The organism is Rhizobium sp. PK7-22 (assembly GCF_056530405.1).
Genome location: NZ_CP096514.1, coordinates 2,984,721 through 2,998,327 on the forward strand (window position 1 = coordinate 2,984,721; position 13,607 = coordinate 2,998,327).

The window sequence follows — 13,607 nt, forward strand, 5'->3', positions numbered from 1 at the left end:
GGAAAAAGCCGTTCTAGAGGGCTTCAAGGATCACATGCACATGTTTGCCGAATATGTAGTGAGCATCCCCGCCGAGACAAGAGCATCATTCCAAATGCGGGCCTTCAGCGGGTCCAATATTGGCATTCCCTCCAGCCTAGTCTGATTCGCGCCCTCTAGCCATGACTGACGGCGGCCCCCTTGACCCGCCCGGACATCACACCGAAACCATCGATGATGGCCTCCTGATTTTCCAGCCGACCGATCTCGAGCTGTACCTCCGACAAGGCGCGCATCAGCGCCGTCCCTCGCTCTTCCTCGTCGGTTGCAGTCTCGGCGATTTCACGCTCCAGCTCGATCTTCTGCCAGCGAAGCTCCTTATTGCGCGAATGCAGGGCATAGGCTTGCCGATACGCCTGCACGACATCGTGCAGGTCCGCCTCCTCCGTTGCCGTCCAGAGGCGGGCGTTGCGGATCTGCTGGTTCATCAGGGCGATCAGCGATTCAAACCCGTTCTCCTCCAGTTCCTCGCGAAGGTTCGGGCGGTTGAGGCGCGCGCCGAGCTTGGCCGCAGCTGTCAGCAGGCAGGACCAGAAGCGCTGCAGATCGCGGTTCTCGAATTCCACCCCGGCAATCTCGTCGTGATCATCGAGCAGGAGCTGCGGGTGGTTGGCGACCGTCAGCGCCAGGACGCTTTCGCGCAGCGCCGGCAGGTCGCGATGTCCCCGCACCAGTCCCGACCGCGCCAGCCGGTCGGAGACCGCAAGGCCTCGTCCCGACGCCCTCGGTCCAGGTGTCGGCCCTTGGCCGGGCCGGTTATTGCCGCCCCGTGGCTGGAAATTGGAGCGCCGGTCGTCGCCCCGTTTGTTGCCCTGGAACAGTCCGTGCAGCCGGTCGCGCATCTCCTGCTGGTAGTAGCGGCGCACGTTTTCGTCGGCGATGACGGAGACCACCTGCTTCAGGCGCGCCTCGAGCTCCGCCCGCTTTTCCGGCGTCTCGAAGTTGCCGCCGGAGGTCTCGCGCATCCAGATCGTCTCGGCCAGCGGCCGGGCCTCGGCCAGCACCTTGTCGAAGGGACCGCGTCCGTCCTGGCGCACGATGTCGTCCGGATCCTTGCCTTCCGGCAGCAGCGCAAAGCGCACCGACCGTCCGGGCTTCAGGAACGGCAGCGCCAGATCGGCGGCCCGATTGGCCGCCCGCACACCGGCTCCGTCACCGTCGAAGCAGAGCACCGGCTCGGGCGACATCTTCCACAGGAGGTCAAGCTGGTTTTCAGTCAAGGCCGTACCGAGGGGCGCGACCGCATTCTCGACGCCCGCCTGGTGCAGGGCAATCACGTCCATATAGCCTTCCACGGCAATGATCGTTCCGACGTCGCGGCTGCCGGGGGCACCTTGCGAGGCACGCCTTGCGCGGGCGAAATTGTAGAGCACCTGCCCCTTGTGGAAGAGTTCGGTCTCGTTGGAGTTCAGGTATTTCGCCGGCGCATCGGGAGACATCGCCCGGCCGCCGAAGGCGATCACCTTCTCGCGCGACGACAGGATCGGAAACATGACGCGGTCGCGGAAACGGTCGTAGGAGACGGCAATGCCCTCACCGTGGACGACCAGGCCGCAGGCCTCGATCTGCTCCTTCGGCACGCCCTTGCCGGACAGAAACTCCTTCAGCGCATTGCGGCTCTCCGGCGCAAATCCCAGCCGGAACGTCTCGATCGTCCGCCCGGTGAGGCCGCGGTCGCGCAGATAAGCCCGGGCCCGCGCGCCGGCAGCGCTCTGTAGTTGATCCTGGAAGAACTGCGTCGCCAGTTCCATGACGTCGAGAAGCGTCGTGCGCTCCTTCTCGCGCCGCTCCGCCTGCGGATCGGGCTGCGGCAGGGCGATGCCGGCCATGTCGGCGATCTGCTGCACCGCTTCGGGGAAATTCAGGCCTTCGAGGTCGGTGAGAAAACGGAAATGGTCGCCGGAGACACCGCACCCGAAGCAGTGGTAGCGGCCCTTGCGGTCCTCGCAGTGGAAGCTCGGGCTCTTCTCTCCGTGGAAGGGGCAGCAGGCCCAGTAGTCCCCGCGGGCGACATTGGTCTTCTTCCTGTCCCAGGTCACGCGGCGGCCCACCACGGCCGAAATCGGCACGCGGTCGCGGATCTCGTCGAGAAAGCTGTTGGAAAAGCGCATTTTCACCTCGGGACCCGGCAACTATAGAACCTGCAGCCCCTGTGCGCCAATGCTAAAGCGCATCATGCCCGGTATCCACAGCACCGACCTCAGAAAACAAAAAGGCGAGGCCAAGATCGGCCCCGCCTTTTTCATCATCGACTAAATGCTGATTACTTCAGCAGATCCTTGACCATGCCGGAGGCCTTGGCGAAGTCCATCTTGCCCGGATACTTCTCCTTCAGCGCATTCATGCACTTGCCCATGTCGCGCAGCCCGTGGGCGCCGGTCTCGGTGACCACCGACTGGCAAAGCTGGCGCACCTGGTCTTCCGGCAGTTGCTCGGGCATGAAGCTCTTGATGACATCGATTTCCTCGCGCTCCTGCGTCGCAAGCTCGGCGCGCCCGGCGTCGTGATAGATCTTGGCGGATTCTTCCCGCTGCTTCATCATCTTGTGGAGGATCTGCATGATCTCGTCGTCGCTCACCGGATCCTTGCCGGCGCCGCGATGGGCGATGTCACGGTCCTTGATTGCGGTCTGGATCAGACGCACGGTGGACAGACGGCGGCTGTCCTTGGACTTCATCGCGTCTTTCATTGCAGTGGCGAGCTTATCGCGCATCATGTCTTGCTCCTTTGGAGAAGCCGCAGCGAGTGCTGAAATACGGCTTTTCCTTGTCAGTCAGGCCGCCCTCATAGACAAGCACGCGCCCCTGATCAAATCAATTCATCCAAGCTCTTGAAAACACTGGGTATGATTTCCAATGTAGAAAGAACGATGCTGACATTGACCGCTGAGCGCGCTTTGTCTATTTTCCGGCACCTGCACGAGATTTAGGTATTCAGGGCGGCGCGGGTCATTCCGGCGCGCCCTTTTCTGCGACCACAAATGGCCCTGCATCCCCGCCACTTCAAGTGACGGGCCGATCGGGCAGAAGGATAGAGATGACCGCGACAGCCCCCTGGACAAGCAAGAAGCCCACCGCCGTTCTCGTTCTGGCCGATGGCACGGTGATCGAAGGCGTCGGTGTCGGCGCCACCGGCAAGGTCTGCGCCGAAGTCTGCTTCAACACATCGCTCACCGGCTATCAGGAGATCCTTACCGACCCCTCCTATCTCGGTCAGATCGTCACCTTCACCTTCCCCCACATCGGCAACATCGGCACCAACGAGGAAGATATCGAGGACCTGACACCCGCCGCCCGCCGCGGCGCCGTCGGCGTCATCTTCAAGGCCGACATCACCGAGCCCTCGAACTACCGCGCCTCCAAGCACCTCGACGAGTGGCTGAAGTCGCGCGGCGTGATCGGCCTCTCGGGCATCGATACCCGGGCATTGACCGCCTGGATCCGCGAAAAAGGCGCTCCGAACGCCGTCATCGCCCATGACCCGAACGGTGTCTTCGACATCGACGCGCTGAAGGAAGAGGCCCGCAACTGGAGCGGTCTCGAGGGTCTGGATCTTGCCAAGGAAGCCACTTCGGGACAGTCCTCGCAATGGACGCAGAAGCCCTGGGTGTGGGACGAAGAATTGGAGGATGCAGACCCGACCAAAGCCAGATACCACATCGTCTGCGTCGACTACGGAGTCAAACGCAACATCCTGCGGCTGTTTACCGGCCTCGACTGCAAGGTGACCGTCGTTCCCGCGCAGACCTCCGCCGAAGATATCATGGCGCTGAAGCCGGACGGCGTCTTCCTGTCGAACGGCCCCGGCGACCCGGCCGCAACGGGCGAATATGCCGTGCCGGTCATCCGGCAGGTCCTGGAAAACGACGTTCCGACCTTCGGCATCTGCCTCGGCCACCAGATGCTGGGCCTTGCACTTGGCGCCACCACGACGAAGATGCACCAGGGCCACCACGGCGGAAACCACCCGGTGAAGGATCACACGACCGGCAAGGTGGAGATCGTGTCGATGAACCACGGCTTCTCGGTCGACTCCAACAGCCTGCCGGAAGGTGTTGAAGAGACTCACATTTCGCTCTTCGACGGCACCAACTGCGGCCTGCGTGTCACCGGCAAGCCGGTGTTCTCGGTGCAGCATCACCCGGAGGCCTCGCCCGGACCGCAGGACAGCCACTACCTCTTCCAGCGCTTCCTCAACATGGTGCGCGAGCGCAAGGGCGAAGCCGCCCTCGCCGAACGCTAGGCCCTGAAGGGCAGACGCAAAACGAAATGGCCCGCCGCTCGAGCGGGCTTTTTCATGCCCGCCGGACCAGCAGATAGAAACGCCCGCAGAGGAGAAAAGCCGCGGCGCCGAGGCCGGTGACGAAACCGAACCAGACGCCCGGGCCACCGTAGCCGAGCGGGAAGGCGAACAGCCAGGCGCAGGCAAAGCCGATCGGCCAGTAGGCGACGAGCGCCAGCAGCATCGGCACCTTGGTGTCCTTAAGGCCGCGCAGCATCCCGGCGCCCACCGCCTGCAGGCCATCGGCCATCTGGAAGATGCCGGCGATCACGATCAGCCACACGGCATAGTCGAGCACTGCCTGCGCATCCGGTTTGCGGGTGTCGAGGAAGAGCCCACCGAGTTCCCGAGGCATCAGCGCAAACAGCGTGCTGCCGCAGATCGAGACGCAGAGGCTGACTGCGAGAACCGCCAGCGCCGCACGTCGGACGCCAAGCATGTCGCCGCGACCATAGGCCAGGCCGATGCGGACTGTGGCGACCTGCGCCATGCCGAGAGGGATCATGAAGGCAAGAGAGGCAAGCTGCAGCGCAATGCCATGGGCTGCAAGTTCGCGCGTACCGATCGTGCCGATCATCAGCGAGGCGGCGGCAAACAGGCTCGTTTCGGCAAGGATCGTGAAGCTGATCGGCAGCCCGAGCGCCAGGTTCTCACGGATCGCACCCCAGTCGGCCCGCCAGAATCGCACAAAGAGCTCGTAGGTATGCGTCTCCGCGCGGTTGTTGATGTAGAGCATCATCGCCACGCAGCCGAAGGTGCTGGCGCAGACGGACGCCACGGCGGCACCAACGAGGCCCCAGGCAGGAGCGCCGAAGTTTCCGAAGATCAAAGCGTAGTTCAGAACCGCGTTGGCGAGGAACATGCCGATCGTCACGTAGAGGATGATGCTGCCCCGCTCCAGCCCGCTCAGGAAGCTTCGCAGCACCATCAAGGTGAGCGCCGGGAAGATCCCCCATTGCGCGACCCGCAGATAGCCTTGAGCCAGCGCGGAAACCTCCGGCTCCTGACCGAAGGCAAGCAGCAGCGGTTCCGAGAACCACAGGATCGGCGCCGTCAACGCGCCGTAGCCGAGCACCACCCAGATGCCCATCCGGACGGCGCGCCGCACCGATGTGACATTGCCGCGCCCGACCGCATGCGCCACCATCGGCACGACGGCCGCGGCAAAGCCGGACCCGAAGATGAAGACGATGAAGAAGATCTGGCTGGCAAGCACGATGGCCGCGAGCTCCGTGGTGCCGAGCCAGCCGACCATGATCACGTCGGTCGTGTTGATCGCCATCTGCGCCAGCTGTGCCCCGACGAAGGGGATGCCGAGATTGATCGTCGAGCGGATGTGGCGGCGCCAGCTGTTATCCGCAGCAACGGGCTCCATCGCGGGAGAGTGGCTCGACATCTTCGTTCTCCAGATGAAAGAGGCCGCTGCTCCAGAGAAGTGCGCGGCCAGTTCCGGATGCCTTGAGAGGAGCTGCCGATCTACGACAAGCACCGCCCCTTTCCCGGCCCCGAAAGTTCGGCAGGCGAACACGTGACTTAGCCGCAGCCACGCGCGGAGACAACATGCGACGCTTCAATCTTGTTGATGCAGCCGACAAAGATGCTGATGATGAATCGGAACCTTCCCGGCACGAAGACCGAAAGGAGGCGGATTGTCTCCACCTCCGTGGGGATCCCGGGTCACCTTGACCGGCTGCCAGCCTGCTAGAGGTTGGCCGAGAAGGTGTCGCAGCTGTTCATGTCACCGCTTTCGAAACCGCGGCGGAACCACTCCATCCGCTGCGCCGAGGTGCCGTGGTTGAAACTCTCCGGCACCACATAGCCCTGGCTTTTCCGCTGCAGCGTATCGTCGCCGATCTGCTGGGCCGCGTTCAGCGCTTCCTGAAGATCGCCCTGCTCCAGAATGCCCTTCTGGTCGGTGAATTTGCCCCAGACGCCGGCGAAGCAGTCCGCCTGCAGTTCGACACGCACGGACATCCGGTTCGCTTCGACTTCACTCATCTGCTGACGCGCCTGGTTGAAACGCGGCAGGATGCCGAGCAGGTTCTGCACGTGATGACCGACCTCGTGGGCGATCACATAGGCCTCGGCAAAATCGCCGGAAGCGCCGAACTGCTGGCGCAGGTCCTGGAAGAAGGCCGTGTCGAGATAGACCTTCTGGTCACCCGGGCAGTAGAAGGGCCCGGTTGCCGAGGAGGCAAAGCCGCAGGCCGACTCGACCTGACCGGAGAACAGCACGAGCGTCGGCTCCTGATAGGTCTCGCCGCCGGCCTGGAAGATGCCGTTCCAGGTATCCTCCGTCTCCGCAAGCACGGTGCGCACGAAGGCCGTCGTCTCGTCGTTTGCGGGCGCCGCATTCTGGGTCTGCTGCTGCTCGTAGCCGCCACCGGTGGAGCCGGTGTCACCGGACAGCAGCGTCAGCGGATTGATGCCAAGCACCCAGGAGACGATCAGGATCAGGATGATGCTGCCGATTCCGAGCCCGCCGCCAGCGCGACGCACGCCGCCGCGACCCATGGGGATCCGCAGGCCACCGCGGGGACTGCGCCCGCCCGCTCCGCGCCGATCCTCGACATTGTTCGACTGTCGGCGGCCTTTCCATTCCATGGCAAGCGTCCTCTGCTGCTGCTTCTTCTACCGCCCATAATACCGGGCTGGTCAAAGCGTTCCACTCCCCGCTTAAGGGCAGCGAAAGCTTCAGCTCTCTGCATAGACGTAAGCGCCGCCGCGAGCCAGGGCGCGCTGATAGGCAGGTCGTGCCCGGATCGCGGCAAGATAGCTGCGGATGGCGGCCAGGTCCTTCGTCTCATCGATCCTGCTCATCGCTGTTTCCACCGGAAAGCTCATCATGATGTCGGCAGCAGAGAAGCTTGCGCCCGCAAACCAGCCCTCACGAGAAAGTTCGCCGTTCCAGAAGCGGACATGATCGCGAAGCTGCGGCTCGACCAGCGTCCGGGAGACGCCCTTGCAGATCAGGCTGGCCGGCGCCTTCAGGAACCAGGGCACCTGCCCCGGCAGCCGTGCGAAGATCAGTTTCAGCAGAAGCAGCGGCATCGCCGACCCCTCCGCATAATGGAGCCAATAGGTGTACCGCAGCCGCTCCTCGCCGCCTGTCGGCCGCAGTTCTTCGCTACCGTAGGTCTCGACCAGATACTCGACGATGGCCCCGCTCTCGGCGATCACCCGGCCGTCATCCTCGATGATCGGAGACTTGCCGAGCGGATGCACCGCCTTCAGGCTTTCGGGCCCCCGCATGTCGCTGCCCCGATGATAGATCTCGACCTCATATTCGAGCCCCAGCTCCTCCAGGAGCCAAAGGATGCGATGGGCGCGCGAATTGTCGAGATAGTGCAGCTTGATCATCTGTTGCTCCGGGTAGCGCCTGGTTGCCGAAAGGGCGCTTCGTCACCTGATACGCGCAACCAGCTAAAACGGTTTTCGACGGCTTCAGTTTCCAGATAGCAGCGAATGATCCTGTACCGGCAGCACAACAAGCTCGTCGAAACGGTTCATGTCGTCGAATGAACTGAAGGCGGGAGGCTTCAGCTCCAGGATCGGCGCACGCCGTTGGATATCCTGCGTCACCTCCCGGAGCATCCTCTGCCAGTCACCGAGCGTCTCGTCAGGCAGCCAATCGATCATGTAGCCGAACGTGATGTGAAAGACGTAGCTGTCATGATCCGGGTGCCGATACCCGAACAGATCTGCCAGCCGGTCGCGCCAGATTGCCAAGCTGCGGTTGTCGGATTCCGAAGCGCCTTGGAGGATGAGGCCGGTCGGCAAGGCTTCTACCATCCGGACTCTAAAAGGTGGTCCGCCAGCGAAATAATCTATCCGCTTCCGTAGGATAGCAGTCATATCGTCGATTGGCGTCTCGAGAGGCATGTCTGCCGGCCAGTGCTCCCTGCTGCGCCGATATTCGATCACACCCTGGAAGAGGGTCATGTGGAGGCTGGATAGCGGGGTGAAGGCGATACGGCTCGCCCCCTGCATCTCGATGCAGCGCGACCGGGCCTCGGCAAGAGCGCTTTCCGTCTCCGAGCCCGCGATGATATGGCACACGACCGTATTTCCCGGCTCGGGCAGGAAAACGCCTTGCGCGTCATATCGCTCGCCGAGGTGTCGGGGGACGCCAGCGTTGAGAGACTTCGCAAGCATGAGCAGATAGGGCGAGATGTCGGGAGCGTTCATCGAATGATCCTCGAGTGACACATAGAGCAGCATGTAAATCGGGAATGCCTCTTAGGTGTGACATCCCGGACGGATAAGGCAGGTCAATTGATGCCGCTTCCGGGTGAAATTTCCGTTTGGATTCGCAATTTCCGGGGTTCCGCTCTGCCGCACAATTCCCTATAAGCCGCTTCTAGCCTGAAAAGACCCTCCATGCGCGCCCCGGCCGGTAATTTGCCCTGGCCGGCTTTTCGCGCACCAAAAAACTGGAAGACGCCCATGCCGAAGCGCCAAGACATCAAATCGATCCTCATCATCGGCGCGGGTCCGATCGTCATTGGCCAGGCATGCGAGTTCGACTATTCCGGCACGCAGGCGGTGAAGGCGCTGAAGGAGGAAGGCTACCGGGTCATCCTGGTCAACTCCAACCCGGCCACCATCATGACCGATCCGGGCCTTGCGGATGCGACCTACATCGAGCCGATCACGCCCGAGGTTGTCGCCAAGATCATCGCCAAGGAACGCCCGGATGCGCTGCTGCCGACCATGGGCGGCCAGACGGCGCTGAACACGGCGCTCTCCCTGAAGCGCATGGGCGTGCTCGACCGCTACAATGTCGAGATGATCGGCGCCAAGCCGGCCGCCATCGACATGGCCGAAGACCGCGCGCTCTTCCGCGAAGCCATGGCCCGCATCGGCCTCGAGACGCCGAAGTCGATGCTGGCGAACGCCACCGACATCAAGGAGCAGGACCGCGCCGTGCACGAGGCCGAGCGTGTCAAGCTTCGCGAAAGCCTCACCGGCGCCGATCTCGACACTGCGCTTGACGCACTGGAAAACCAGTGGAACCTGGGCGAAAGTGACCGCAAGCAGCGCTACATGAACCATGCCATGGCGATCGCCGCGCAGGCCCTCGACGCCATCGGCCTGCCCGCCATCATCCGCCCCTCCTTCACCATGGGCGGCACCGGCGGCGGCATTGCCTACAACCGCTCCGAGTTCTTCGAGATCATCGGCTCCGGCCTCGACGCCTCCCCGACGACGGAAGTGCTCATCGAAGAGTCCGTGCTCGGCTGGAAGGAATACGAGATGGAGGTGATCCGCGACAAGGCGGACAACTGCATCATCATCTGCTCGATCGAGAACATCGACCCGATGGGCGTCCACACCGGCGATAGCATCACTGTCGCGCCGGCGCTGACGCTGACCGACAAGGAATACCAGATCATGCGCAACGCCTCGATTGCGGTGCTGCGCGAGATCGGCGTGGAGACCGGCGGCTCCAACGTCCAGTTCGCCGTCAACCCGAAGGACGGCCGCCTCGTCGTCATCGAGATGAACCCGCGCGTCTCGCGCTCCTCGGCGCTGGCGTCCAAGGCGACAGGCTTCCCGATCGCCAAGGTCGCCGCCAAGCTCGCTGTCGGCTATACGCTGGACGAACTCGACAACGACATCACCGGCGGCGCGACGCCGGCCTCCTTCGAGCCGTCGATCGACTATGTCGTCACCAAGATCCCGCGCTTCGCCTTTGAAAAATTCCCCGGCGCCGAGCCGACGCTGACCACCGCCATGAAGTCCGTTGGTGAAGTCATGGCGATCGGCCGCACCTTCGCCGAAAGCCTGCAGAAGGCGATGCGCGGTCTCGAAACCGGCCTCACCGGCCTCGACGAGATCGAGATCCCCGGCCTCGAAGACGGCGAGAATGCCAACAACGCCATCCGCGCCGCCATCGGCACGCCGACACCGGACCGTCTGCGCATGGTCGTCCAGGCGCTGCGCATGGGTATGCCAGAAGGCGAGGTCCACGAGGCCTGCAAGATCGACCCCTGGTTCATCAGCCAGTTCAAGGCGATCGTCGACATGGAAGCCCGCGTGCGCGAGCACGGCCTGCCGCAGGACGCCGAGAACCTGCGCGCCCTCAAGGCCATGGGCTTCTCCGACGCGCGCCTCGCCAGCCTCAGCCATAAGCGTCCGAAGGAAGTGGCAGAACTGCGCAACGGTTTGAACGTGCGCCCGGTCTTCAAGCGCATCGACACCTGCGCTGCCGAATTCGCCTCGCCGACGGCCTACATGTACTCGACCTACGAGACGCCCTTCGTGGGCAGCCTGCGCTCGGAAGCGGAAGTCTCCGACCGCAAGAAGGTCGTCATCCTCGGCGGCGGTCCGAACCGCATCGGCCAGGGCATCGAGTTCGACTACTGCTGCTGCCATGCCGCCTTCGCGCTGAAGGATGCAGGCTTCGAAGCCATCATGATCAACTGCAACCCGGAAACAGTCTCGACCGACTACGACACCTCCGACCGTCTCTACTTCGAGCCGCTGACGGCCGAGGACGTCATCGAGATCCTGCGGGCCGAGCAGGAAAAGGGCGAAGTGGTCGGCGTCATAGTGCAGTTCGGCGGCCAGACCCCGCTGAAGCTTGCCGAAGCGCTTGAAAAGAACGGCATCCCGATCCTCGGGACGGCACCCGACATGATCGATCTGGCCGAAGACCGCGACCGCTTCCAGAAGCTGCTGACGAAGCTCGACCTGATGCAGCCGAACAACGGCATCGCCTATTCGGTCGAACAGGCCCGCCTGGTTGCGGCCGAGATCGGCTTCCCGCTGGTCGTGCGCCCATCCTACGTGCTCGGCGGCCGCGCCATGCAGATCATCCACTCGGAATCGATGCTGCAGAGCTACCTGCTGGACACGGTTCCGGGCTTGGTACCGGAAGACATCAAGCAGCGCTATCCGAACGACAAGACGGGCCAGATCAACACGCTGCTCGGCAAGAACCCGCTCCTCTTCGACAGCTACCTGACGAATGCGGTCGAAGTCGACGTCGACGCCCTGTGCGACGGCGAAAGCGTCTTCGTCTCCGGCATCATGGAACACATCGAAGAGGCCGGCATCCATTCGGGCGACTCGGCCTGCTCGCTGCCGTCCCGCTCGCTCTCCGAAGAGACGCTCGACGAACTGGAACGCCAGACCGCCGCCATGGCCAAGGCACTCCACGTCGTCGGCCTGATGAACGTGCAGTACGCCATCAAGGACGGCGTGATCTATGTTCTCGAGGTCAACCCGCGGGCGTCGCGCACCGTGCCCTTCGTGGCAAAGACAATCGGCGCGCCGATCGCCAAGATCGCCGCCCGCATCATGACCGGCGAGAAGCTGGACGCGGCGATCACCGCCTACGGTGCAAAGCCTGATCCGCGCAACCTGAAGCACATCGCCGTCAAGGAAGCCGTCTTCCCCTTCGCCCGCTTCCCCGGCGTCGACACCCTGCTCGGCCCGGAAATGCGCTCCACCGGCGAAGTCATGGGCCTCGACACCGACTTTGCCCTCGCCTTCGCCAAGTCGCAGCTCGGCGCCAGCGTCGAACTTCCGCGCGACGGCACGGTCTTCGTCTCCGTTCGCGACGAGGACAAGGCGCGCGTGCTGCCGGCCATCCGCATTCTCATGGAGTGCGGGTTCAAGGTCATGGCGACCGGCGGCACGGCCCGCTTCCTGGCTGAACAGGGCATTGCAGCCACCAAGATCAACAAGGTTCTGGAGGGTCGCCCACACGTCGAGGACGCCATCCGCAACCGGCAGGTCCAGCTGGTGATCAACACCACCGACGGCAACAAGGCGATTTCCGACTCCAAGTCGCTGCGCCGCGCCACACTGATGCAGAAGGTCCCTTATTACACCACGATGGCCGGCGCCGAAGCTGCGGCCATGGCCATAAGGGCCCTGAAGGCCGGCAGTCTCGAAGTCCGGCCGCTGCAAAGCTACTTCTAAAGGATCAGCCATGCGAAAGCCGCTCCACTTCACCCTCCATGCGGAAACGGTGATGTCGGAGCGGCAACTGCAAACGGCATGTATCGAAAGGACGGTCTACGAGCCCGAATGGCGGGAAGCAGATCCGTCAGGTCCCCCGACGGAAAGACGGTATCGCCGAATCCCGGAATGCGACGGCAGGGTTCTTCGGGTAATCTGCTTGGAAACGGAGACGGCAATCCGTATAATCACTGCATTCCTCGATCGGAAGGCACGGATGCCGCAATGAAGCCGAAGCTCGAATATGATGCCGCAGCCGATGCTGCCTATATCCGCTTCTCCAGCGAGCCGGTGCTGGAAACCGAAGAGGTTTCTCAAGGCATCATGCTCGACTATGATCGGGATGGTCGCATCGTCGGCCTCGAAGTTCTGAACGCCCGTGCGAACTTGCCAGCGGCAGCGCTTGAGGATGCGGCTTAGACTCCCCTTCAATCTCACCTCCACCAGCCCCCCAGCATCGCCAAATCTTGACTCCGGCTGAGCCAGGATATATTTATCCATAAAGTTAATTAACCGACCGGCTAAATAGCGTAAATGGATCAGCTCTCCACCACCCTCTCCGCCCTTGCCGACCCGACCCGCCGCGCCATCTTGGCACGATTGGCACAGGGCGAGGCAACGGTGAACGAGCTCGCCGCCCCCTTCGCCATGAGCTTGCCTGCGGTCTCCAAGCACCTGAAGGTGCTGGAGCGTGCAAAGCTTGTCTCCCGCAGCCGCAACGCCCAATGGCGCCCCTGCCGGCTGGAGGCGGCTCCCCTGGAGCAGGTGGATGACTGGCTGGGCGACTACCGGGCGATCTGGGAAAAACGGCTCGACAGGCTCGAGACCTATCTCGCCACCTTGCAAAGCCCGGCCGAGAAGGAGGAACCGGAATGACAGACCAGATGGAGATCCTCAACGAGCGCCTGTTTGGCGTCGATCCTGGGACGCTCTTCGATGCCTTCGCCGATCCCGAGAAGCTGAAGCTCTGGTGGGGCCCGCATGGTTTCACCAACACGATGGGCGCCTTCGACTTCCGCCCAGGCGGCCTGTGGCAGATCACCATGACCGCCTCCAACGGCACCGACTTCGCCAACCGGTCGACGTTCCAGCAGATCGTGCCGGACCGGCGGATCGTCTTCCTCCACCACGAACCCATGCACGTCTACACCATGGAGATGGACTTCCTGCCGGAGGATGGCGGCACGCGTCTTCACTGGCGCATGCTGTTTCAACCCACGGAGGAAAACCTGGCGCTGCAGAAGTTCATAGCCGCCGCAAACGAACAGAATTTCGATCGTCTGGAAAATCTTCTCGAACTGGCCGGAGCCCGCTGA

Annotated in this window: 12 protein-coding genes; 6 read left to right on the forward strand and 6 right to left on the reverse strand. The window is 63.1% G+C overall.

Annotated features, from left to right (window positions below; all coding sequences use genetic code 11):
- Positions 1–155 precede the first annotated feature (155 nt).
- Together dnaG and M1E10_RS19345 are read right to left on the reverse strand one after the other, a co-directional pair.
- On the reverse strand, positions 156–2,150 hold the full coding sequence (dnaG, locus tag M1E10_RS19340; protein WP_499174413.1) for a DNA primase: 1,995 nt from the start codon (positions 2,148–2,150) through the stop codon (positions 156–158).
- Positions 2,151–2,302: 152 nt separating this feature from the next.
- On the reverse strand, positions 2,303–2,752 hold the full coding sequence (locus M1E10_RS19345; RefSeq protein WP_499177233.1) for a GatB/YqeY domain-containing protein: 450 nt from the start codon (positions 2,750–2,752) through the stop codon (positions 2,303–2,305).
- Positions 2,753–3,075: 323 nt separating this feature from the next.
- Here M1E10_RS19345 and carA point away from each other — a divergent pair, with 323 nt between their 5' ends.
- Entirely contained in the window at positions 3,076–4,281 is a 1,206-nt protein-coding gene (gene carA / locus M1E10_RS19350; protein ID WP_499174414.1) for a carbamoyl-phosphate synthase small subunit, read from the forward strand.
- A 52-nt stretch (positions 4,282–4,333) separates the two neighbouring features.
- On the opposite strand, the gene M1E10_RS19355 is transcribed toward carA, so the two are convergent.
- From M1E10_RS19355 to M1E10_RS19370, 4 genes are all read right to left on the reverse strand, one after another.
- A complete protein-coding gene (locus M1E10_RS19355) occupies positions 4,334–5,716 on the reverse strand; it encodes an MATE family efflux transporter (protein ID WP_499174415.1) in 1,383 nt (460 codons plus the stop codon).
- A gap of 305 nt (positions 5,717–6,021) precedes the next feature.
- Entirely contained in the window at positions 6,022–6,924 is a 903-nt protein-coding gene (ypfJ, locus tag M1E10_RS19360) for a neutral zinc metallopeptidase (protein WP_499174417.1), read from the reverse strand.
- A 90-nt stretch (positions 6,925–7,014) separates the two neighbouring features.
- Entirely contained in the window at positions 7,015–7,680 is a 666-nt protein-coding gene (locus M1E10_RS19365) for a glutathione S-transferase (RefSeq protein WP_499174418.1), read from the reverse strand.
- Between the two features lie 84 nt (positions 7,681–7,764).
- Positions 7,765–8,508, reverse strand: coding sequence for a DUF1868 domain-containing protein (locus tag M1E10_RS19370; RefSeq protein ID WP_499174419.1), 744 nt, complete (start codon positions 8,506–8,508; stop codon positions 7,765–7,767).
- Positions 8,509–8,766: 258 nt separating this feature from the next.
- Between M1E10_RS19370 and carB the strand changes: the two genes are divergently transcribed.
- The 5 genes from carB to M1E10_RS19395 all read left to right on the forward strand — a co-directional run bounded on the left by carB (position 8,767) and on the right by M1E10_RS19395 (position 13,607).
- Positions 8,767–12,252, forward strand: a complete 3,486-nt coding sequence (carB, locus tag M1E10_RS19375) for a carbamoyl phosphate synthase large subunit (RefSeq protein ID WP_499174420.1) — start codon at positions 8,767–8,769, stop codon at positions 12,250–12,252.
- A gap of 10 nt (positions 12,253–12,262) precedes the next feature.
- On the forward strand, positions 12,263–12,520 hold the full coding sequence (locus tag M1E10_RS19380) for a DUF4258 domain-containing protein (protein WP_499174421.1): 258 nt from the start codon (positions 12,263–12,265) through the stop codon (positions 12,518–12,520).
- A complete protein-coding gene (locus tag M1E10_RS19385; protein ID WP_029618752.1) occupies positions 12,517–12,711 on the forward strand; it encodes a DUF2283 domain-containing protein in 195 nt (64 codons plus the stop codon). Before M1E10_RS19380 ends, M1E10_RS19385 begins: the two co-directional genes overlap by 4 nt.
- A 114-nt stretch (positions 12,712–12,825) precedes the next feature.
- Positions 12,826–13,167 (forward strand): ArsR/SmtB family transcription factor, encoded by a 342-nt coding sequence (locus tag M1E10_RS19390; protein WP_499174422.1) that lies wholly within the window; start codon positions 12,826–12,828, stop codon positions 13,165–13,167.
- A complete protein-coding gene (locus M1E10_RS19395; protein ID WP_499174423.1) occupies positions 13,164–13,607 on the forward strand; it encodes an SRPBCC family protein in 444 nt (147 codons plus the stop codon). Before M1E10_RS19390 ends, M1E10_RS19395 begins: the two co-directional genes overlap by 4 nt.

Bases quoted from the DNA above. Each gene is read 5' to 3' on its own strand.
- dnaG (WP_499174413.1), bottom strand. From the start codon at position 2,150: ATGCGCTTTTCCAACAGCTTTCTCGACGAGATCCGCGACCGCGTGCCG.
- M1E10_RS19345 (WP_499177233.1), bottom strand. From the start codon at position 2,752: ATGCGCGATAAGCTCGCCACTGCAATGAAAGACGCGATGAAGTCCAAG.
- carA (WP_499174414.1), top strand. From the start codon at position 3,076: ATGACCGCGACAGCCCCCTGGACAAGCAAGAAGCCCACCGCCGTTCTC.
- M1E10_RS19355 (WP_499174415.1), bottom strand. From the start codon at position 5,716: ATGTCGAGCCACTCTCCCGCGATGGAGCCCGTTGCTGCGGATAACAGC.
- ypfJ (WP_499174417.1), bottom strand. From the start codon at position 6,924: ATGGAATGGAAAGGCCGCCGACAGTCGAACAATGTCGAGGATCGGCGC.
- M1E10_RS19365 (WP_499174418.1), bottom strand. From the start codon at position 7,680: ATGATCAAGCTGCACTATCTCGACAATTCGCGCGCCCATCGCATCCTT.
- M1E10_RS19370 (WP_499174419.1), bottom strand. From the start codon at position 8,508: ATGAACGCTCCCGACATCTCGCCCTATCTGCTCATGCTTGCGAAGTCT.
- carB (WP_499174420.1), top strand. From the start codon at position 8,767: ATGCCGAAGCGCCAAGACATCAAATCGATCCTCATCATCGGCGCGGGT.
- M1E10_RS19380 (WP_499174421.1), top strand. From the start codon at position 12,263: ATGCGAAAGCCGCTCCACTTCACCCTCCATGCGGAAACGGTGATGTCG.
- M1E10_RS19385 (WP_029618752.1), top strand. From the start codon at position 12,517: ATGAAGCCGAAGCTCGAATATGATGCCGCAGCCGATGCTGCCTATATC.
- M1E10_RS19390 (WP_499174422.1), top strand. From the start codon at position 12,826: ATGGATCAGCTCTCCACCACCCTCTCCGCCCTTGCCGACCCGACCCGC.
- M1E10_RS19395 (WP_499174423.1), top strand. From the start codon at position 13,164: ATGACAGACCAGATGGAGATCCTCAACGAGCGCCTGTTTGGCGTCGAT.